Here is a 22,533-nt window from a genome sequence, read left to right on the forward strand (position 1 = left end):
TCTCTTCCTCCTTTCTTATTCCATCATTTCTAAGAAATAATCAAAAATATCATTTGCATCTAAACTTCCTGGAGCTCCTTCCGGATTAAATGCTGTTGCAATAATTTTTTCTTTATTATTACAAAATCCAGCTAATAAATCAGTATGCAAGTCAAAAAACTCTTGATTCATATTCATTTGCATACTTTCAGGAAGAATAAGTTGATCAATGTCCATTGAAGTTTGCCAGATTTGACTTGAATTTTGTTCAATAACTGGATAATTAATACCATCAAATTCTTGCGGTAATTTTACTAATTCAAATTCTAAGTAGTCACTTAAAGCTAAAAATCCTAATCCTATCCCTAAAATTGGTAACTTACCATAAAAATAATCAAAAACTGGCTTTAATGTATTCTTTAACTCTTCTGGTTTACCTGGACCATTAGAAATAATAATTCCATCGGGGCGAAGATTTTCAATATCACTAGGTTTTGCATTATAAGGCAAAACAGTAACGTTTGCTTGTCTTAAAGAAAGCTCTCTTAACATTGAATGTTTTAAACCTAAATCTAAAACAGCTACCGTTTTTCCCATATTTGGTGCAGCATAAGCATTTTTGGTGGAAACTGTCATTGATTTATTTTTAGGTAAAACCAAAGCCTTAATTTGATCAAAGGCATGAGCATCATCTGTATCCATAATGGATGCTTTAATTGTTCCTTCTTCCATTAAACGATGAACTAAAGCTCGAGTATCAACATTAAAAATAGCTGGAATCTTTTTTTCTTTTAAAAAACTTTCAAGATCTTGAAAGTTTTCACTATCTGAAATATTCCACGCAATATCACTAGCAATAATTCCCTTAACAGTAGGGTCAATACTTTCATAATCAATTGCATTGATACCGGTATTACCTATCATTGGAGTTGTAAAAACTAAAATTTTACCAGCATTTGTTGGATCTGTAAGCGATTCTTGATAGCCAAAATTCCCAGTTTGGATTGCAAGTTCACCAGTAGAAATAATAGTTGAGCCAATCCCTTCACCAGGAAAAGAACTACCATCTTCAAGAATTAAATAGCGTTTCATTATATCACTTGTTTCCTAAGTATTGTTAATTGATCTTTAAAGACTTGTGGTGGTTCTACCGAAAATTCAAGCCACTTTCCTGTAGTTGGCTGCTCAAAACCTAATACTTTAGCATGTAAAAATTGACCATTGCCTTTTAAAGTTTCCCTTGGCCCATATAAAGGGTCTCCAGCAACCGGGTGGCCAATATAATCCATGTGAACTCTGATTTGATGAGTGCGGCCTGTTTCTAATTGACACATAATTAAGCTATAACCCTTAAATTGTTCTAAAACCTGAAAATGTGTTACTGCATCTTTACCGTTTTCCACAACAGCCATCTTTTTACGATTATTAGGATTACGTCCAATAGGCGCATCAATTTTACCTGCTTCTTCACCAAAGTTTCCATGGACAATTGCTAAATATTGACGCTTATTAGTTTTATGAGCAAGTTGAGATTCTAAACTTTCACGAGCCTTTACATTTTTAGCAATCATTAAAAGCCCCGATGTATCCTTATCTATTCTATGAACAATCCCAGGACGAAAACCTTCCGGACTTTCTGCTAAGTCCTTTGTATGATACAAAAGTGCATTAACTAAAGTGTGGTCAGGATGCCCAGCTGAAGGGTGAACCACCATTCCTTGAGGCTTATTAACCACAATTACGTCTTCATCTTCATAAACAATGTCTAAAGGAATATCTTGTGCTTCTAAGTTAAGTGGTTTAAGCGCTGGAACAGTAACACTTATTACATCCCCATTAGAAATTTTATAAGATACTTTTTCTTTTTTATTATTAACTAAAATATTATCATCTTTAACTAACTCTTTAACTCTGCTACGAGATAGTTCATCAATTTTATCAGAGACATATTTATCTAATCTCCCAGATTCATTTTTAACGGTCAATTCATATTTTGACATCATTTTCATCCTTATCAAAAAATATCAAATAAATAAAAATCAAAATCACACCAATAGTAATTGCGCTATCAGCAATATTAAAAATATTAAAATGAATAAAATCAAGCTGAAGCATATCAACTACATATTTTAAATGCAAGCGGTCAATAAAATTTCCAATTATTCCACCAAGCACCAAAGCAATTCCAATATCAAATAGTTTACTAGTATATTTTTTATTAAACAAGAAATATACACATGCTCCAATAGCTATGATACTAATGATATAGAATAACCACATTTTCCCTGGTAAAATATTCCAAGCGGCACCATTATTCTGTAAATAATCAAAGGACAATACACCTGGTATTATTTGATGAACTTCACCAACAGAATAATTATTTACAATATATGATTTTAATCCTTGATCTGCGACTACTACTAATAATGAGATAATTAAATATAAATATTGCATATTTTAAAATAATCCACTAATTTTTCCATTGTTGTCAACGTCAATATCTAAGGCTGCAGGGTGCTTAGGAAGACCTGGCATATCTAATACATGACCTGTAGTAACTACGATAAAATGGGCACCGTTTTTAAGGCTTAGGCCTTTAACGTGAAGGGTAAAATCACTTGGAGCACCTAAAGCAGTCTTATCATCACTAAATGAATATTGAGTCTTAGCAATAATAACTGGTAATTTATCCTTCCCTAGCTTTTTTAATTCTTGAATGTCATGTTCAGCTTTTTCGCTATATTCTACATCCTTAGCATGATAAATTTTTTTAGCTACTTTTTCAATTTTAGTTTTAACATCATCATTTTCATTATAAGTTGAAATTAAATCACTTTTACCAGAATCAGCTAAATCAATAACAGCTTGTGCAGCTTCTACCCCACCAATCGAGCCTTGATCATGATAGTTAACTACTTCTGCATGAATACCTTGCTCTTCTACTAAATTTTTAAGTAAATCTAGTTCTGCACCAGTATCAGTACTAAAACGATTAATCAATACAATAACTGGAACGTTGTATGAACGCATATTATTCATATGACGCTTTAAGTTGTTAAAGCCTTCCCTTAAGGCGGTTAAGTTTTCTTCATCAAGTTTGTCAGTAGACTTTAATGCCTGATATTTTAATGCACGAACAGTTGCTACCACAACACTAGCATCAGGAGTTTTATCTAAATGCTTAGAAACAAAATCCATAAACTTTTGTCCACCAAGATCACTACCGAATCCAGCTTCAGTTAAAGTATAATCACTAAGATGAAGTGCCAAGTTAGTCGCAATTACAGAGTTTGCACCATGAGCAATATTTGCAAAAGGTCCTCCATGAACCAAAGTAGGTGTATGTTCTAAAGTTTGAACAATATTAGGCTTCAATGCTGTTGAAAGAAGAGCCGCAATTGCTCCTTCAAAGCCTAATTGTTTTACATAAACTGGCTCATCATCAACAGTATAAGCTACAAGCATATCACCAATGCGCTTTTTTAAATCGTCAATATCAGTTGCTAAGCAAAGGATTGCCATCAATTCATTAGCAACTGTTATAGCAAAACTAGCTTGATGTTCAATACCATTAAATTTAGAACCTTGCCCTACAGTAACTTTTCTAAGAGTACGATCATTTACATCAATTCCTCGTTTAAGCATGATTCTATTTGGATCAATATTTAAACTATTATCTTGATAAATATAATTATCGACTAAGGCAGCTAATGTATCAATTGCACTAGTTAATGCGTGCATATCACCAGTGAAATGAAGATTAATATCTTCCATAGGAATAATTTGTGCCATTCCACCCCCAGTAGCTCCACCTTTAAGGCCAAAAACTGGACCCATAGATGGTTCACGAAGAGCAATCATAGTTTTCTTGTGTAATTGATTATTAATTGCATCCCCTAAGCCAATCGTAATTGTAGATTTTCCTTCTCCAGCAGGTGTTGGAGAAATAGAAGTTACCAAAATCAATTTCCCCAAATGCTTATTTTGACGTGCTTTATTAAGTGCTTGCCAAGTAATCTTTGCCTTATCATAACCGTATGGCTCTAAATCATCCTTATTTAAACCAACCTTTTCGGCGACTTTAGTAATTGGCAATTCTTCAGTTTCTTGTGCAATTTGAATATCTGTTTTCATCTGCGCGCCTCTTTCTAATTAATATTGATAAAATTCAATCTTTATTATAGCAAACAATCCTAGCTTAACATACAATCTAAAATAGATATGAAAAAAGACATTCAATCATAATGAATTAAATGCCTTTTCATAATTATTTATGTTTTAGTCTTCTGTTATAAAGTTTGTTAAAGGAACTTCTACTTGAGAAGTAATCTTTTCGTCAAGTGTATTAGTTGTTATTAAATAAATTTTATTTGCAACTTTATCATAAATTAGATGAGTATAATTATGAGAAGTATCATCAATATGAGAGTAAACTCGTCGTATCAAACTTTCCAATAATTCTATTTCTACTTTTGTTAATTTATTAGTATTATTCACTTCAATTTTTTTACCATATAAATTTTCAGTTCTAATTTTTAAAATCGATATAGCCAAGTTAACTTCTGCTGATGAAAGATTACGCTTAGAGTTAAGTAAAGATTGATATTCCTTAATAGTTTCATCATAGTTTTGTCTAGTTGAATATGATGATAATTTATATCTTGTAGTATTTTTAGTAGAAAGTGCCTTTTGTATTGAATTGCGTAATTGTAAGATCTGTGTATCAGTAGCTTTTATTTTTGCATTTTCTTTTGCCTCAAGCATAGTATTAATTAATTTAGGTCTCTTTACCCCACTATAATATTCTACATCCGCAGCTTTAATAAACGCATTTCCAAATTTAAATACTTTAGGATTATATACTCCTGGCTTAATTTCTTTATAAAATCCCTTTTCTGTAGCAACAATATGATAGAATAATTCAGCTTTATTTTCACTTGGAATCCATAAGTACATTTTACTATCAACACCGATCAATTGATGTTGTTGATAAAAATAATTATTTGGTGTAATGTTTTCACCCTGAGCATTATAAAATTGCAATCCATCTTTAGGCGGACGAACTAAATAAGTATTCAAATCTGAATATTCACCTAAATCAGTAACATTATTTCTAATAGTTACATCATCTTCCCAAATATAATTGTCAGTTCCTTTAACTCGATAAGCATTTTTCCAGCCATTTCCACCATCAGAAAAATGTACTGTAGCATCAGTAATTAATTTTTGGCCTTTCTTTAATGTTTTTCCACTATCTATTGCATCATTATCAGCATTTACTATTAATAATGGTGTTTTGTTCTTCTTAACAGTAATAGTAGACCGATTAAAAATTAGTGGATTAGATCCGATATTTGAAATATTGGCAACCTTAATATATTGATTTTCATTAATTTTAAAGTAATTATTACCTTTAATCTTAGTAATACTTAATTTATAATTATGACCTTTGCGGTAAAAATAATAATTTGTAGCATTATCATCTTTAATATATTTACCAGAAAAAGGATAACTTAATCCTTCACGTAAAAGTTTTTTAGTATTTTTTCCTTTTTTATTATAAATATATGCATTATGGCTAAGTGATAATACTTCTTTATTATTAATCTTAAAAAGATCATCAGCAGCTACATAAGCACCGTTTCCTACATAATAGTAATAATTATCTTTAATCTTAATCGGATTTCCATAATATTTAAGCGTTGTATCCTTATTAAAAGTCGTAAAATCTTTACCTTTATATTTAAAAATGTATCTTCCTCGAGAATTATACAATGATGTAAATTTAGAAACTGTTAAAGTATCCTTTTGCTTAGCAGCTTGAACAACTTGAATAGGATTAGTATTGTATACTAATCCTATAGTTGGAATTGTCATTAAAGTTGCTACAGAAATTAAAGTGATTTTATTTTTTAGATTCATTATTCCATCTCCTAATATTATTAAAATATAATAGTTATCTTATAACAACTATAATTCAATAATTGAAAATTTACAAAAAAAGATGCTGAACCTTAGTCCAGCATCTATATAATTATCTATTTGGTGTTACTGTAACAGTTACAGTCTTTATTTTTGACCAATTACTCTTTAAATTACTATTAAGTGCACGAACACGAACTTCATATACTTGTCCTTTTTTAAAGTCGCTTCCAGTATCATTTGTAGGATCAGAAATTTCATCACTAGTTTTACTTTTAGTTAAAAATGTAGTCCAATTTTGCGTACCTTTTAAACGATAAGCAATTTCATAACTATCAACATTAGAATTCAAATTCCAGTTAACTGAAATATATGGTTCATCTTGTCCATGATCATCATAATAGCTAACTTCTAACATAGGTGTTTTAGGAGTTATAGGTTTAGTATCATTTACTGCATAATAGGTATATTCAACAGGCTTGGAAATAGGACCATAATTATTTTCAGCATTGATTTTTTTAATGGTACCTACGGCTAAAGTATAAGTTTGGCCGTTTATAAGCTGGACTTTGGGAATTATTTGACTTAAAACATTCGGGTATGGATTTTGATAGTTAAATACACGCGCTGCATCGAGAGAAGCAACATTAAAGGCATTATGCTTATTACTTTCTTGATAATATACCCCATAGCCAGTAGCATCTTCTGCTTTACTATATTCAACAGTTAATCCATCTTTAGTTGACTTAACATCGGTAATGCCACTTACTGATGGAATATTTTCAGCATTTGAAGTAGTTAATCGAAAACTATACCGCCCCCTAGCTGGCGTTAAATTCATTACATAAGTTCCTTTAGTTAAGTTCCAAGAGTACTTTTTATGCGTTATCTTTCCTTTAATCTTTAAACCTGTTTGCTCATAATAATAACTGGATACTGGTGTAATCCTAACAGAATTATCATTAAAAATATTAGATCTTGCGTTTTGATAAACCGGCATTGATGAATAATCAAGCGTTACTTTTTGATCCTTATCAATAGTAAATTGATAATAACCTCCTGCATTATATTTTGGAGTTTGATACATATCCTCCATTCCTTTAACAGTTTGACCAATTTTTATTGAGGTTGGTTTAGAAATATTAGAAGGATATTTTTTATATGAAAATGTTTCTAAATGCTTTCTAATAGAAGTGATTTTAGTATATTTAGTTTTAATTTTCTTGCTTTTTGTATCAGTTGTAGTTAAATGATAATTTCCAGCTCTAAGATAAAATACCTTTGTATCTTTTTGAGAAGTTTTATAAGGAATACATTTCCAATCAGAAGTATTAGAAATAGTATATTTAGCTTTCGTAGTAACGGTTAGCTTGCTTGGTGCTTTAAAACGCAAATTATATGTATTTCCTTTTTTAATATAACTTGTACTATTATTGGGCATAGAAATTTTAGCAGCATTCGCTGGCGCAGAACTTAAGCCCAGTAATATTCCAACTACTGCTATACTTAATAAATACTGTTTTTTCATAAATAAGTTTCTCCTAATATCAAACTTTTTTAACTTTAAAAAACAATCAATGACTTTTACTCTTTACAATATAGCTTCCAGATTAAATTACTTCCCACCAAATCTCACTAAATAAAAAGTTTGATATTTACTTAGCTTAATCTCATAAAAATTAAACTTCCAAATTCTCTTAATTAGTTTTGGTGTTTGCGGTATTTTCACTTTAAACTTAAAAGGAATGCGAAAATATTCCTTATTCCAATAAGAAGTCAAAATAGTATAAATCAAAATTACAAAGAATAATCCCAACACAGCAAGTGAACCCCAACTAATCGCTGTGTTTTTTTCATAAAAAATTATCAAACTGATAAATAAAACTACAAACATCCAGCTATAGTAAATGAGTCCGGCTTTACCTAAAAATACGTAATGTTTTTTCTTCATTCAGTCACCTATTAGTATCTGATTTTAACTTGCAAATTACTATGATTACTTGTATCATACAAAGTTTTTAAATATAGACGATACTCTGGATGCTGCTTAATTAAAGTTTGATAAGCTTCTGTTTTATGAATTTTATTTAATTCTGACACTTTCAAGTTATTATGTCCTGTATAAAAATTATAATTCATTCGAGCAAACAGATTTCCCATCGACCTTACTAAATCCAAGCTATTATGATTTTTACGTAAATCGCTTTGCATTAACTCTGCCGCTATACTTCCAAGTTGTAAGTTCTCTAAGTATTCATGAAAATGACTTAAAGTATAGTCTTCTTTTTCTTCACTAGTTAAGTATTTGTTCATATCAAAAGTCTTGCGGACATAAGTTATATGATGTTGATGAATACGAACTACACCATAGCCTTGATCATTTGAACAAAAACTAGAAGTTACAATTTCCGTAGTTGGTGTTGTACCTTGTGGACCTAAAATATTTTGAGCATGAATATGCCCTGAAAAAGCCAATTTAACATTATAGCGAGAACATAGTCTTTGCAACTCCGTTGCATCATCTAAGACATATCCATGATTAACTGCTGGATTATGAGCATATAAATTATGATGCATAAAAATAATAGATTGCAAATTATTCTCCGAAGCATATTTTAGTTGTTTTTCTATCCATTTTAATTGCTTTTTGCCAATCGCGCCTCGAGTATGTGGAGCTTCAGTAGTTTCTTCTTTACCGTAGTAATTAGAATCTAGCATTAATAAAAAGTAATTTGGATTAAGCTGAACACTATAAGCCAAAGAATTAGAATCTTTATTTTTAGCACAACGATATGATTTACTGAAGATCGACTTCCAAAACATTGGACTAATTTCTCCTGCGAAAAATTGCTTTTTGCCATGAAATTCTCTAGCCCATCCATCAAAAATATCATGATTACCAGGAACAACCAACAACTTTGTTTCTTTTAAAGGCTTAAAAATTTGTGCAAATTTTTCTGCAGAAACTCTTTCTCCATTAAAAGTAACATCCCCTGTAACAATAATGGCCGCAGGCTTTTTTTCTTGAGCCATCCTCATAAAAGCCGTCAAAACTGTCTCTTGATAATATAAATCTTTACCTTGACTTGTTTTTTGCATTCTAGAAAAAGCCTGCCCATTATCATGTAGACTGTCAGCAATTAAATGTGTATCAGAAATTACCCAAAATTCTGTGTTTAAATCTTCAGTTATCATAATTTATCTTCTATTTGCCCAATATTGGTAGAAATCTACTCTCAAATTACCATTGAATAACTTACGCTTCTTAGTAGCTTTTGCACCAAAGAATTTTTCAAAATTAGGATCAGCAGTTAAATAATACTGACTAAAATCAGAATATTTCCCTAGCACTTCTCCCATTTGCTTATATAATTCCTCTGCACCTTTACGGTCCTTTAATCTTTTACCGTATGGAGGGTTAGCAATAATAATTCCATTTTCTAAATCAGTAGTAAAATCTTTTACAGCTACTTGCTTGAAGCGAATATCTTGTAATACACCTGCATTATGAGCGTTAAGTTTAGCAATTTCAAGTACTGATTGATCAATATCACTAGCCCAAATTGGTGCTTCAAGGGGCTTTACCATTGTTTTTGCTTCTTCTAATGCCTTTTGATGAAGAGTTGGATCAAACCAGTCAAAATTATCAAAAGCAAACTTTCTCCATGTGCCCGGTGCAATATTCTTGGCAATTAAAGCTGCTTCAATTGCTAAAGTACCTGAACCTGTCATTGGATCAATTAAAGGGTGAGTACCATTATATGGAGTTAAGCGTAATAAGCCCGCAGCAAAGTTTTCCTTCATTGGGGCCCCACCATGTTCAACGCGATAACCTCGTTTAAATAAACTTTCTCCAGTAGTATCAAGAGAGATTCTTGCAACATCTTTATAAATATGAATATCTAATGGATACTCACTACCAGTTTCTGGCAAAAAACCGCGTCTGTGATACTGATCAGTCATCTTATCTACGATAGCTTTTTTAACAATTGACTGAACATCTGGTTCTGAATGAAGCTTAGATCTTACAGCACGACCTTGAACCGGAAACTTTGCATCAACTGGCAATAACTGAGCCCAATCAAAAGCATAAATTTCATTATATAAAGTATCAAAATCCAGTGCTTTAAACTCTTTAAGCAAAATTTTTACTCGATCTGCAGTTCTAAGCCATAAATTAGTTTTAACAATATCTTCTTGCGTTCCTTCAAAAAAAACACGTCCATTTTCTGTGCGAGTATCATAACCTAATGCTTGTAATTCTTTAGCAACTACACTTTCAAAGCCCGCACCCATTGTTGTATATAATGTATATTTTTTCATGATTTCTCTTTTCAAAATTATTTTTCTTAAAAAAAGAGCCAAGCTCCAAAAGAAGCTCAGCTCTTGCCAGTGCAAATTTCTATAAGCCACGTTCTGTTCCAGTTGCTCTTGGCAAAAACAACCTTCAGCAGCCATCTATCTTTATTGCAGTAGCAATAACCCGACCTTTAGTTCATTTTCTTAGGTCGAAACGCCCCCACCAAATTTGGGTTGCACACTCGCAGGGTTTACCTCGTTCCACCAAAATCGTTTCCAATTTTGCTTCGTCACTGTGGCACTTTCAGGATACTTATGCATATCAAAGACTTAGCATTTTCTCCGCCGTAATATAGATACCTATATTCTCCAGCTTATTAGGCTGAATACGGGCACTACAAGCCATCGCAGCTTGTGTGTGCGTGGACTTTCCTCAGCTAGCTTAAAGCTAACCGCGACTGCTCGAAATTAACACCATTTGATATTATACCAAAACTTTTTACTTTTGTAACCCATAAACATGCTGTTCAAGATTATAAACTTTTCTTTCTAAAGTTGAAATGCGTTGAATAATTGCCATATTAGTAGAAATTTCACCTGAGCTTTCATTATCAACACTGAAAGTCGGCTTTCTACGTTTAGTTGGTGTATATGTCTTGATATCTTCTTGCGCTTCTGGTTCCGCAACAGATTTTTCAGTATTTGCGATTTCAACTTTTTGAGCTTTTTTCTTTTCATCCATTAATTGACGTTGCAAGGTTCCAATTTGACCATACAAATCTTCAATAATCTGATGAAATGTTTCATAATCTGAAATAATTTGATCTAGATAAGCATCAACCTCATCTGGATCATAACCTTTTACTTTTGATCTAAATTGTTTTTTTAATACATCTTGTGCAGATAATTTAATATCATTTAAATTTGCCATCGATATTGACAACTCCTTTACCTAACAATCCCTATTTTAGCAAAAACTTGCAATAGGTAAAACTAAATTTACTAGTTTAGAAAAAGTTTTAATAATTACTATCAATTTCTTAAATTATGATTTTCTTGATATTGTTCAGCGAAATCTTGTAAATCGTAAAAATCAATTAAATCTAAAGGATAATCTTTATTTTCCTGTGTGTTTTTGATTAACTGATAATCGTATTTTGGCTTACCTGGATGTTCAGGATCATAAATCATTAAAGCTTGATCTGTATGATCAATGATAAATTTTTGATAGTTTTTAAGTTGAGCAGGAGTTGAATATGGAAGATTGGAAGTAGAAGCAAAAAAATCTGCTCCATTTTTGATATTAATAAATTTAGCTTGATTATTTTCATTCCACCTATCTGCAAAATTAGTGTAAGGAATAATAACAGAAAATCTAATATTATATTCCTCTCTTAACTTCATCATTATTTCTGAACACCATTGCTCTACACCTAAATTTGCCCCTGTAATGACCCAGTCAATTTCTGAATTTTCAAGTTTATCAATTAAATAGTTTTTCAGAGCATACTTAATTACTTTAATTTTAGGATCATTATCATTGAATACATTTAATTCAAAGCTGCGATATCCAGTAATCCAGATTCTATTCACTAAGATTCCTCCTTATTCAAAAATTTAATCAATATTGTTATAATTGTATACTAACAGGAGTTGAAGGTAATGGTCAAATATCCAAGCGGTAGTACAGCCGCATTTAGAAAACCGGTTAAAAGGCCAAAAGTTCGACGCTCATTTTCTCACAGAAAAGGTGTTAGTTTTTCGGATCGAGGAATGACGCTTGAACAACAGATTAATGAATCAAATAAATACTACCTTGATGAAGGGATTGCCGTAGTGCATAAAAAGCCGACTCCTATTCAAATTGTAAAAGTCGACTACCCTCAACGTTCAAAAGCTGTTATTAGAGAGGCTTATTTTAGACAAGCTTCTACTACTGACTACAATGGCGTTTATCAAGGATACTATCTTGATTTCGAAGCTAAAGAAACCCATAATAAAACAAACTTTCCTCTCAAAAACTTTCATGAGCATCAAATTTTTCATTTGAATGCATGTTTGAAACAACAAGGAATATGTTTTACAATTATTGGATTCTCTAGCTTAGGTCGATACTTTGTTACACCGGCAAGTTTTGTAATTGCGGCATGGCAAGATAAAAATAAAAGTTCGATGAAGCTGGAAGAATTAGAAGAAAACTCAATTGAAATTTCAAGTGGTTTTCGTCCAACTCTTCCTTATATAGATGCAGTCGATCAATTAATTAAAGGTAGGAAATAAAGGATGGCAAGTAATTCAGATAATCATAATGAAATGCGTCGTGAATCACGCAGAGATTATCATGGTCATAAATCTAGACTATGGTTAAAAGTTGTCAGATGGTTCTTTTTAATAGTTTTACTCTTAGTAGTATCTGGGATTGGACTTTTTGCTTTTTATGCAAAAGACACTCCTAATATTAGTCAAGATCAACTTCAAAGCGGAGGAACATCTAGTCTATATACAAATGATGGCAAGTTTTTGCTTTCTTTAGGTTCAGAAAAAAGAATCTATGTAAAAAATAACCAAATTCCTCAACAGTTAAAAGATGCTATTGTTTCTGTAGAAGATAAACGTTTTTATAAAGATAAAATCGGTGTTGATCCTGTAAGAATTGTTGCTTCAATGCTTACTAACGCCAAAAGTAACAGTATTGCAGCAGGTGGGTCAACAATTACTCAGCAATTAGTTAAATTAACAGTCTTTTCAACTGCTACTTCTCAGCGTACTTTAAAACGTAAAGCACAAGAAGCATGGCTAGCTATGAAAGTTCAAAGAGAATTTTCTAAGGATCAAATTTTGGAGTTCTATATAAATAAAGTTTATATGAACTATGGCAATTATGGGATGGGAACTGCTGCAAACTATTATTACAACAAGCCTTTGAAAAAACTAGACTTAGCTCAAATAGCACTTATTGCAGGGATGCCTAATGCACCAGTAGCCTATGATCCATACTTATACCCTGAAAAAGCTACTTATCGTCGAAATATTGTTCTTAAAACCATGCTTGATAATGATAAGATCACTCAAGCTGAATACGATCAAGCAACTAAAGAAAGTATTACTAAAGGACTTCGTCCACGACATTCAAATAATGAATCTCAAAGACGAAAAATTGATGATCCATATATTAAAGAAGTAATTTCTGAAGTTAAACAAAAAGGATTTGATCCATATAATGATAATTTAAAAATTACAGTTAATATTGATCAAAAAGCTCAAAATAAACTTTATGAATTAGCTAACAGTGGCGCTGTTCCATTTACTAATGACAAAATGCAGATTGGTGCAACTATTGTTGATCCAACTAACGGTCATGTAGTCGCAATTCTCGGTGGTCGTCATCTTCCATCAGTCCAATTAGGACTTGATAGAGCAGTTCAAACAGGTCGTTCAACTGGTTCTTCAATTAAGCCGGTGCTTGATTATGCTCCAGCAATTCAATATTTAAATTGGTCAACTGCTAAGATGCTTGATGATAGCAAGTATGTTTATCCAGGTACCAATATTCAACTTTATGATTGGGACAATAAATATGATGGAATGATGACAATGCGTAAAGCCTTGGAACAATCACGTAACGTCCCAGCTGTTAAAACTTTAGCAAAGGTTGGTGTGGGGCGTGCATCAATTTTCGCAAGAAGAATGGGAATCAATGTTCCAGCTAATTCTGGTTTATCAGTTGCTATTGGTGCTAACGCTTCTAGTTTACAAATGGCTGGTGCATATAGTGCATTTGCAACTATGGGTATTTATCATAAGCCACAATTTGTTTCCAGAATTGAAACACCTGATGGTTTAGCGAGAAATTATGATTCCCCTGGTGTACGTGTAATGAAGAAGTCAACTGCTTACATGATTACAGATATGCTTAAAGATGTAATCAAATCCGGCTCTGGTACGAATGCTAAAATTTCTGGACTTTATCAAGCTGGTAAAACTGGTACTGTTAAGTATTCAGATGAAGAATTAGTTAGATACCCTGCATATGCTTCCACACCAAAGGATTCATGGTTTGTAGGTTATACTAAGAGCTATGTAATGGGAGTTTGGACTGGATATGACAATTTGAAGGATGGAACAATTTCTGGCGTTGGCCAACAATCAGCTCAATTAATGTATAAGAATATGATGAGCTACTTAATGCAAGACAAAGAAAACATTGACTGGAACAAGCCAAGTTCTGTAATTCGTGCCAAAATTGTTAATAATTCTAACCCACCTCAAGTTGCTACCAGCGGTGGTACTTGGCAATTATTTGTAAAGGGTCATGCTCCAGCTGGTGCTGGTGATAATGATGCTAGTTATGATGAAGATGATGAAAAGACAGATACTTCATCATCTAGTCGAACTGATGACTCCAATACCACAACTGTAACAGCAGATGACGAAGCTGATAGAGAATCTTCAAGAACTGAGCGAATTGAAGAAAGACGTTCTAGTTCCTCAAGTAGCCAATCAAGTGAAATTAGACAATCATCTAGTGAAAATCATCAATCATCAAGTAGTAGCGCTTCATCTAGCCAGAGCCAGCGTCCAACTGGAGGTCGTGATGAAGATGAAGATAACGATGATTAATTTGATATAAGAAAAAACTACAGATACTTTAATTAGGGTCTGTAGTTTTTTATATGTTTTTTTAAGTGGTAAAAAGTTATAAAATATATTTAAAGTTATTAAATATAAGGAAGGTAAAAATTTGTCAATTACACAAGTTGCTAGTCAAATTATAATTATTTTTTTGTTAATGCTATTAGGTGCATTAATTCGCGAGAGTGGTTTTCTCCATTCTCAATCTATCAGCGATATTACTAATATTGCTTTGTATTTTTTGTCACCAATGGTAATTTTTAAAGCATTTCAACAAGATTTTTCTCTGCAAAAATTTCAAATATTTATTAAATTAGTACTTGCAGTATTTATTGGTTATTTAGTCACTATTATTGTAGCCAAAATTATTTTTCATAAAATCAAAGACGAAAATTTAAAGTCAATTTTGCTTTATGGTAGCATATATTCAAATAACGGCTTCATGGGTGTGCCACTTGCACAAGCTCTATTTGGAAGCACTGGAGTCTTTTATAGTGTGGCATCCCTTATCGGATTCAACGTTATGTCTTGGACTCAAGGCATTAGCATGTTTAAAAAATCTACCCATCCATTATCACATCTTGAAAAATTAAAAAAAATCATCCTAAACCCTAATATTTTAGCTATACTTGCTGGTTTGATTATTTTTATTTTTTCAATAAAATTACCGGCAATTTTATCATCATTCCTAAATTATGGTAGTCAAGCTTTTACACCAATCTCAATGATAGTAATTGGTAGTAATTTAGTAGGACTTAAATTAAAAGATATTAAACTTACAGGTTCTTTAACTGTAGCACTACTTTTACGTAATTTTATTTTTCCATTAGTTAACTTAATGATTCTTTGGGTAATTGGAATCCATGGAATTCCAATGGTTACAACAGTTTTGCTTGCTGCATGTCCAGTAGCAGGCTTGGTTGTATTGTTTACCTTACAAGCTAAAGGAAACACTAAGCCAGCAGTCATTTTAATGAGCATCTCGACAATTTTAAGTTTAATTACAATCCCATTTATTTACTTTTGTACGAGTTGGTTCAAATAAAAAAATCCAAACTACTTAATTTGATATGAACTCTAAAATTAGGGCGAAAATTTCGGGGCTCATATCAATTGTAGCTTGGATTTTTTTGTTAGACTAAGTTCATTTAATAATACGTTAATCTCGTATAATTTTATTTAAATTACCTTTTCTTAATTCCTTATGAGTAATAAAATATAGCAATTTCATGCTACTTTAGTATTTCATTTACATTATAAATAATTTCTTCAGCTTCTGGAATTGAAAGCCATTTTTCAGGAGATCGTTTTAACTGACTAAGCAACTTATTTAATTTAGCATTGACTTTTACTTCAGAATAATAATTAACCACTAATGCTTTATACAGACCTTCTGCTTGAATATCAGTAAAAATCTGATGATTATTTTCATTTATTCTAAAATATCCTTCTGCAATTGCTGCAAAAACCGTATTTTTATTACGAATATTTTTTATAGTGCTGCTAATTTGATAATCATGACTAATAACTTTTAACAAAGCTAAATTATCTTCATTATTAACGCCTAATCTCTTCCAATAATGAAAACCCGCATGAATAGCTTGAGTATGAACATTTCTACTTAAAACTTTTACTTTTCCGCGATTAATTTTAACTAAATAATTTTTCCAGAAATAAACATTACCATTAATTAATTGCCCATTATCCATTACATCTACTGAAGAGATATTCTTTTCTTCTAAAAACATTGAATTTGGATAACCAATAACATTTTTTTCTACTTTTTGTAATAATTCTGAAGAAAGACTTTTAATTGCTACAAGATAAGAACGATTTAATCTAGGATTAAACAGACCTAATTTTTTAATATTAATAAAATCCCTATGAGTAGAATGCATCCCCATTATATAGTAAATTAATATTTGCAAAGTATAGTTACTAGTTGGTGCACTTTTTGACACTTTAAAATCCCATAGAGTATCCTCAGTTAAATAATCACCATTGCCAGAATTTATAAAGTCTGTATATCCACTTTCAAAATCAAAGCCATTCGTAATTATGGGACCATTTTTCTTCCAAAAATTAATATTTCGATTAACCATAACTTCTATATTATGAATTGTATCATTATCAGGATTAATCAGTTCAATTGGCTTATATGCACTAGGATTTACTTGATAACATACATTATATCCAACTAATTTACAAGCATTGATAATCGATTGCTCATCTAATCCTTTAACTTTTGCTAAAAGATCTTTTGCAATAGAATAATGTTCATCTGCAAATGTCATCGTGAATAAATCAGTTACAGTGTTATCTAAATAATATGCACCTTTTAATGAAGTAGCAAAGCTTTCAGCAGGCTTTATACCCATCATAAAACGTGTAAGAGAATCAATTGCTAAGCTTACTAATGAGGAAGAAATATTTTCTTTAGAATATAGTTCTTCTCCATCATTAAATTGTGTCATTTTAAATGATTTTCGTGGTAAATATCCACCGTAGGGTTGCTTTACTTGTTTAATTCTGTCAATTACTGAAGTCATGATCAATGCCTCGCTCAATTTTGTTAAGTTAATTATAACTGTTAATCAAGCAAAAAAATAGCGGGAATTTTTCCTGCTATTTTAAACACTTCCACTTTTATTAATTTTACATAATTTCAGTTATTGCTTTAATTAGCCAATATCTTTTTGAACTCTGCAATTAATTTTTTGTTTATTAAGGAATCACTTTTATACACAGCTGAATAGTTTTGTTTTAATTGCTTTCCATTTTTTAACAAAAACATTTTTTGTAATTGGTCATTTTCTAATAACGGGGCTGTATTTTCATTCATTAGAAAATATCCCGAACCACTTGCAGCCATTAAAGCAGCTTCATTAAAACTATCCACAGCAATAAATGGGCTAGTAATACCTAAAATATCTTTCTGATAATGTAATTCTCCTCTTTCTTCTTTAGGTGTAGCAATTAATATATCAGGTATGTTCTTCAGTTGTTCTAGCTCAACTGTTTGCTCACTTCTCATAAAATTACCAGCTTGTAAAAGGACAACCAAACTAACTTTAGTAATTGATTCAACTAAAAAATCATCAAAGTTATTATCTCGCGGATCAGTAATTGCAATATCTATTTTTTTATCTTCAAATTCATTTTTAACTTGATCTTGATACAAAGGAATTAAATTCACTTGAATATCCGAATTATTTTTTTCAAAAGCCATTTTAGCTTCTGTAATATCTTTTGTACCAAAACTCTTAAAGTAGCCTACATTAATTGTTTTCATAATTTTCCTCCAAAAGAAAAAGGGCATTACGCCCTAAATCTTATTCTTTATCGTCTTCACCGTGGTATGTAATACTAAATCCTGCATTAAATTCTTTACCAGACTCTAAATGATTCATACCATATTTATCTTCTAACTTGCCATTTGCGTCTTGACGATCAGCTATTCCCCACCAAGGTTCTATGCAGACGTAGTTTGCGGTTTCTGGATATTGTGACCAAACACCAACAAATGGTGCATCCCTCGTCCAAACATTGATGTGGAATCTATTTTTATCTGTTTTGAGTGAGAATTTATTATCATGACCACGTAATTCAAAAATCAACGCATCATTTTTAAATAAGTCATCACTCAAAGTAATTAAACTATCAGTTGAAGCAAGAGAACGATTATCCCAATCTAGATATGAACCTTTAAGCGGAATTTGAACTCTTGCCTTAGAAGGTGCTGTAGCAAAGTAATAATCTTCTTTACCAACTTCTTCATCAACTGGAACATTAAATCCAGGGTGACCACCCACGCCAAAAATCAACTCTTTATCATCGGTATTTTTGACTGAAAAGTTTTCTTCTAATAAATTATTGAGCAAGTTATAATTTACACGAAATTCAAATTTGAATGGGTATACTTTACGAGTTTCTTCGTTGTCCTTTAGTAAGAATGTGATACTTTCTTTAGTATGCTTTTCCACTTCAAATTCTTGATCTCTAGCAAAACCATGCTGACCTAAGTGATAGCTTTTTCCATTGTAAGTATATTCATCATTTTTTAAACGACCTACGATTGGAAAAAGAACCGGTGCATGACGACCCCAAACTTTTGGATCTGCTTGCCACATGTATTCATGTCCAGTATGAATGCCCTTTACACTTACAATTTCTGCTCCTTTAGTAGAAATTGTAACTTTTAACATATTATTTTCAATTGTATAGTCCATGTTATTTGCCCTTTATTAAAGAATAAACTTAGTAAGATCCTTATTAGTAATTATATCACTAAGTTTGTCTTCAACATATGCTTCAGTAATGGTAATTTCTCCCATTTCCATATCAGGACCTTCATAAAGAACATCTTCTAATAATTTTTCAAGAATAGTTGAAAGTCTACGTGCTCCAATATTATCAGTGCCTTGGTTGACATCAAAAGCAATTTGAGCAATTTTATCTACTGCTTCTTGAGTAAATACAAGTTTAATTCCATCAGCATGCATTAAAGCAATGTATTGCTTTAATAAGGAGTTTTCTGGATCTTTCAAAATCTTAACAAAATCATCCTTAGTAAGTGCGTTTAATTCTACACGAATTGGAAAACGACCTTGAAGTTCTGGAATCAAATCACTAGGCTTACTTTCTGCAAAGGCACCAGCTGCAATAAATAAAATGTGGTCAGTTGATACTGGACCATATTTTGTTTGAATAGTTGAACCTTCTACAATAGGTAAAATATCACGTTGAACACCTTCACGAGATACTTCTCCTGAAGTTTTCTTGTTGCCAGCAGTAATCTTGTCAATTTCATCAATAAAAATAATACCGTTATTAGTAGTACGTTCAATAGCCTTTTGATAAATATTATCATAGTCGACCATCTTACGTGATTGATCTTGAATCAAAACTTCACGAGCTTCTCTTACAGGTAAGGTACGCTTAACTTTCTTCTTAGGAGTTAAGCGATCAAGCATAGAGCTCATGTCCATACCCATTTGCCCCATCATATCACTCATTGGGTTAACTTTTGGTGCTTGATCAACTTCAATAGTTACTTCTTTATCTTCTAAAAGTCCTTGCTTTAATTTTTCTGCAACACTTAAACGTTTTTCACGAATATCAGCTGGAACTTCATCTTCCTTATTATCGTTTTGATCGTTGCTATCAAGACCTCCACCAAGCATTGAAAGCATACTTTGAAGTTGTTGCATTTGATCTTCGCGCTTTTCTTTCTTTTCTACTGGAACAAGCAAACGAATAAGTTCTTTATTTGCTTCTTTAGTAGCTTCACTACGTACTCGATCAAATTGGTCCTTTTCTTCCATTCTAACAGCTTCATTTACTAAGTCACGAACCATTGATTCTACATCTCGGCCTACGTAACCCACTTCAGTAAACTTAGTAGCTTCCACTTTTACAAATGGTGCATCAACAATAGTTGCAAGACGACGTGCAATTTCAGTCTTACCAACACCAGTAGGTCCGGCCATTAATAAGTTTTTTGGTGTGATATCTTTTTGCATGTCTTTTGAAAGTTGCATTCGACGATAACGATTGTAAAGTGCAATTGCAACTGACTTTTTAGCTTCATCTTGGCCAATAATATATTGATTTAAAATATCTACGATTTTTTTTGGAGTTTTAATTGCCATATCTTTCTCCTTAATTAAAGTTCATCTGTATGAATTTGGTCATCAGTAAAAATATCAATTCCTGAAGCAATCTTTACTGCTTCATGTGCAATTTCTGTTGCGTCCATTTCATCAGTATGTCTTGTCATAGCAATTGCAGCAGCTTGTGCAAAATTACCGCCTGAACCAATTGCAACTACATTTTCATCTGGTTCAATAACTTCGCCACCACCAGAAATCAAAAGTAAATCATCCTTATTAAAAGCAATAAGCATTGCATTTAACTTTTGTAAAGTTGGATCTTTTCTCCATTCTTGTGCCATTTCAACAGCTGCGCGACGAAGATCACCACTATAAGTTTCAAGTTTGCCTTCTAGCATATCTTGCAAACTAACAGCGTCTGCAACACCGCCTGCAAATCCAATAACTACACGATCATGATAAATACGACGAATTTTTTTAGCAGTTGCTTTAGCAATTACCTTTTCGCCTAAAGTTACTTGACCATCTCCAGCAATAGCTGTTTTTCCATTATATTTAACTGAACAGATTGTTGTCATAATTTACCCCTCAATTTATAAATGTCTACTTTTATAATTATATTACTTATTGAAAGCAATTACATTTATTATTTTAAAACACTTTCTTTAAATTTGTCTAAACTTTCTAATCCACGTTCACTAACTTTTAAGTGACGTTCTTTTTTATTGCGGATTTTCTTACCTTCTAAACCTGGCAAAAGCGCAAAGCTAGCATTCATTGGTTGGAAATGCTTCGGATTAGTAGTTGTAACATAATTTGCCATTGAACCTAAAGCAGTATCTTTTGGAAAGGCAACTGTATCCTCACCAAGAGCACGACGTGCTGCATTGATTCCTGCAACTAATCCACTTCCTGCACTTTCTACATAGCCTTCAACTCCAGTCATTTGTCCAGCAAAGAATAAACCAGCTTGATTTTTTGCTTCATAACCAGCAGTTAACACTTCAGGGGAAGCCATATAAGTGTTACGGTGCATTTTACCATAACGAACAAAACGAGCATTTTCAAGTCCTGGGATCATTGAAAAGACACGCTTTTGCTCACCATATTTTAAGTGAGTTTGAAAACCAACAATATTATACATTGAAGCAGCTGCATTATCTTGACGAAGTTGAACTACTGCATATGGAGTTTTACCAGTATGAGGATCTTCCAATCCAACTGGTTTAAGTGGACCAAAAAGCATAGTTTTTGCTCCACGACCTGCCATAACCTCAATTGGCATACAGCCTTCAAAAACATCTTGCTTTTCAAAACCGTGCATTTCTGCAGTTTCTGCTTTGATTAATTCTTTAGCAAACTTTTCATATTGTTCTTTATCCATTGGACAATTGAGATATGCAGCTTCACCACGATCATAGCGAGACTTTTTATAAACAATATCCATATCAATTGAATCAGAAGCTACAATTGGTGCAGCAGCATCAAAGAAGTGCAAACTATCTGTACCAGAAAACTTTTGAATTTCTTTGGCTAAAGCATCACTAGTCAATGGACCTGTTGCAATTACAGTAATACCATCTTTAGGAATTTCTGTAATTTCTTCATCATGAATTGTCACATTGTCTAAATTATGGATAGTATCTGTTACATATTTACTAAAACGATCACGATCTACAGCTAATGCTCCTCCAGCAGGAACCTGAGTTTCATCAGCTGCCTTCAATATAAGAGAATCAAGATGACGCATTTCTTCTTTTAAAAGTCCAACGGCATTTGATAATTGATTAGACCGCATGGAATTAGTACAAACAAGCTCTGCTAATTCTCCAGTCTCATGAGCAGGAGTTGTTTTCTTTGGACGCATTTCATAAAGATCAACGTGGATACCGCGTTTAGCAAGTTGCCAAGTAGCTTCACTACCCGCTAGTCCTCCACCAATAACTGTTACTTTTTTAGGCATGTGTCTCATCCTTTACTTAAAAATTTCCTATTTATCAATATATCATTAAATCATCAAAAGACTATAATTATCTGCATGAATATTAATTATTTTTAATATTTTTTACAAAAAAGCGCATTAAGAACT

At 32.1% G+C, this 22,533-nt stretch carries 20 protein-coding genes and 1 other RNA gene; 3 read left to right on the forward strand and 18 right to left on the reverse strand.

Annotated elements, in window-relative coordinates:
- Nucleotides 1-15: 15 nt before the first annotated feature.
- The 12 genes from ACTHPI_RS04015 to ACTHPI_RS04070 form a co-directional block, all read right to left on the reverse strand.
- Nucleotides 16-1,071 (reverse strand): carbamoyl phosphate synthase small subunit, encoded by a 1,056-nt coding sequence (locus ACTHPI_RS04015; RefSeq protein WP_445352892.1) that lies wholly within the window; start codon nucleotides 1,069-1,071, stop codon nucleotides 16-18.
- Complete coding sequence (locus tag ACTHPI_RS04020) at nucleotides 1,071-1,982, reverse strand: RluA family pseudouridine synthase (RefSeq protein WP_445352893.1); 912 nt, start codon at nucleotides 1,980-1,982, stop codon at nucleotides 1,071-1,073. Before ACTHPI_RS04020 ends, ACTHPI_RS04015 begins: the two co-directional genes overlap by 1 nt.
- Nucleotides 1,966-2,433, reverse strand: coding sequence for a signal peptidase II (gene lspA / locus ACTHPI_RS04025; RefSeq protein WP_445352894.1), 468 nt, complete (start codon nucleotides 2,431-2,433; stop codon nucleotides 1,966-1,968). The genes ACTHPI_RS04020 and lspA overlap by 17 nt, the downstream gene beginning before the upstream one ends.
- 3 nt (nucleotides 2,434-2,436) lie before the next feature.
- Nucleotides 2,437-4,113: a formate--tetrahydrofolate ligase gene (locus ACTHPI_RS04030; protein WP_445352895.1), complete on the reverse strand. Its 1,677-nt coding sequence runs from the start codon at nucleotides 4,111-4,113 to the stop codon at nucleotides 2,437-2,439.
- 144 nt (nucleotides 4,114-4,257) lie between these two features.
- Nucleotides 4,258-5,901, reverse strand: a complete 1,644-nt coding sequence (locus tag ACTHPI_RS04035) for an SLAP domain-containing protein (RefSeq protein WP_445352896.1) — start codon at nucleotides 5,899-5,901, stop codon at nucleotides 4,258-4,260.
- 112 nt (nucleotides 5,902-6,013) lie between these two features.
- Entirely contained in the window at nucleotides 6,014-7,429 is a 1,416-nt protein-coding gene (locus ACTHPI_RS04040) for a fibronectin type III domain-containing protein (protein ID WP_445352897.1), read from the reverse strand.
- An 87-nt stretch (nucleotides 7,430-7,516) separates the two neighbouring features.
- A complete protein-coding gene (locus ACTHPI_RS04045; protein ID WP_445352898.1) occupies nucleotides 7,517-7,852 on the reverse strand; it encodes an acyltransferase in 336 nt (111 codons plus the stop codon).
- Nucleotides 7,853-7,863: 11 nt separating this feature from the next.
- Complete coding sequence (locus ACTHPI_RS04050) at nucleotides 7,864-9,096, reverse strand: metallophosphoesterase (RefSeq protein WP_445352899.1); 1,233 nt, start codon at nucleotides 9,094-9,096, stop codon at nucleotides 7,864-7,866.
- A 3-nt stretch (nucleotides 9,097-9,099) separates the two neighbouring features.
- Nucleotides 9,100-10,224: a THUMP domain-containing class I SAM-dependent RNA methyltransferase gene (locus ACTHPI_RS04055; RefSeq protein ID WP_445352900.1), complete on the reverse strand. Its 1,125-nt coding sequence runs from the start codon at nucleotides 10,222-10,224 to the stop codon at nucleotides 9,100-9,102.
- Nucleotides 10,225-10,301: 77 nt separating this feature from the next.
- Nucleotides 10,302-10,670, reverse strand: an RNA gene (gene rnpB, locus ACTHPI_RS04060) — RNase P RNA component class B.
- A 29-nt stretch (nucleotides 10,671-10,699) separates the two neighbouring features.
- Nucleotides 10,700-11,131: a DivIVA domain-containing protein gene (locus ACTHPI_RS04065; protein ID WP_445352901.1), complete on the reverse strand. Its 432-nt coding sequence runs from the start codon at nucleotides 11,129-11,131 to the stop codon at nucleotides 10,700-10,702.
- Between the two features lie 101 nt (nucleotides 11,132-11,232).
- Nucleotides 11,233-11,793 (reverse strand): DUF1273 domain-containing protein, encoded by a 561-nt coding sequence (locus ACTHPI_RS04070; protein ID WP_445352902.1) that lies wholly within the window; start codon nucleotides 11,791-11,793, stop codon nucleotides 11,233-11,235.
- Nucleotides 11,794-11,862: 69 nt separating this feature from the next.
- On the opposite strand from ACTHPI_RS04070, the gene recU reads away from it, so the two are divergent.
- From recU to ACTHPI_RS04085, 3 genes are all read left to right on the forward strand, one after another.
- The gene (recU, locus tag ACTHPI_RS04075) at nucleotides 11,863-12,480 is read left to right on the forward strand and encodes a Holliday junction resolvase RecU (RefSeq protein ID WP_445352903.1); all 618 of its coding nucleotides are present in this window, start codon (nucleotides 11,863-11,865) and stop codon (nucleotides 12,478-12,480) included.
- A 3-nt stretch (nucleotides 12,481-12,483) separates the two neighbouring features.
- The gene (locus tag ACTHPI_RS04080) at nucleotides 12,484-14,820 is read left to right on the forward strand and encodes a PBP1A family penicillin-binding protein (protein ID WP_445352904.1); all 2,337 of its coding nucleotides are present in this window, start codon (nucleotides 12,484-12,486) and stop codon (nucleotides 14,818-14,820) included.
- 121 nt (nucleotides 14,821-14,941) lie between these two features.
- Entirely contained in the window at nucleotides 14,942-15,877 is a 936-nt protein-coding gene (locus ACTHPI_RS04085; RefSeq protein WP_445352905.1) for an AEC family transporter, read from the forward strand.
- 187 nt (nucleotides 15,878-16,064) lie between these two features.
- On the opposite strand, the gene ACTHPI_RS04090 is transcribed toward ACTHPI_RS04085, so the two are convergent.
- The 6 genes from ACTHPI_RS04090 to trmFO all read right to left on the reverse strand — a co-directional run bounded on the left by ACTHPI_RS04090 (nucleotide 16,065) and on the right by trmFO (nucleotide 22,407).
- Nucleotides 16,065-17,381, reverse strand: a complete 1,317-nt coding sequence (locus ACTHPI_RS04090) for a hypothetical protein (RefSeq protein ID WP_445352906.1) — start codon at nucleotides 17,379-17,381, stop codon at nucleotides 16,065-16,067.
- A gap of 128 nt (nucleotides 17,382-17,509) precedes the next feature.
- Nucleotides 17,510-18,124, reverse strand: coding sequence for a LysR substrate-binding domain-containing protein (locus tag ACTHPI_RS04095; protein WP_445352907.1), 615 nt, complete (start codon nucleotides 18,122-18,124; stop codon nucleotides 17,510-17,512).
- A gap of 40 nt (nucleotides 18,125-18,164) precedes the next feature.
- Nucleotides 18,165-19,061 carry an aldose 1-epimerase family protein gene (locus ACTHPI_RS04100; RefSeq protein WP_445352908.1) on the reverse strand — a complete coding sequence of 299 codons (897 nt, stop codon included), beginning with the start codon at nucleotides 19,059-19,061 and terminating at the stop codon, nucleotides 18,165-18,167.
- Nucleotides 19,062-19,076: 15 nt separating this feature from the next.
- Nucleotides 19,077-20,483 (reverse strand): ATP-dependent protease ATPase subunit HslU, encoded by a 1,407-nt coding sequence (hslU, locus tag ACTHPI_RS04105; RefSeq protein WP_445352909.1) that lies wholly within the window; start codon nucleotides 20,481-20,483, stop codon nucleotides 19,077-19,079.
- A gap of 14 nt (nucleotides 20,484-20,497) precedes the next feature.
- Nucleotides 20,498-21,022: an ATP-dependent protease subunit HslV gene (gene hslV, locus ACTHPI_RS04110; protein WP_445352910.1), complete on the reverse strand. Its 525-nt coding sequence runs from the start codon at nucleotides 21,020-21,022 to the stop codon at nucleotides 20,498-20,500.
- A 68-nt stretch (nucleotides 21,023-21,090) separates the two neighbouring features.
- Entirely contained in the window at nucleotides 21,091-22,407 is a 1,317-nt protein-coding gene (trmFO, locus tag ACTHPI_RS04115) for a methylenetetrahydrofolate--tRNA-(uracil(54)-C(5))-methyltransferase (FADH(2)-oxidizing) TrmFO (RefSeq protein ID WP_445352911.1), read from the reverse strand.
- Nucleotides 22,408-22,533: the final 126 nt, after the last annotated feature.

The organism is Lactobacillus sp. PSON, from assembly GCF_052615405.1.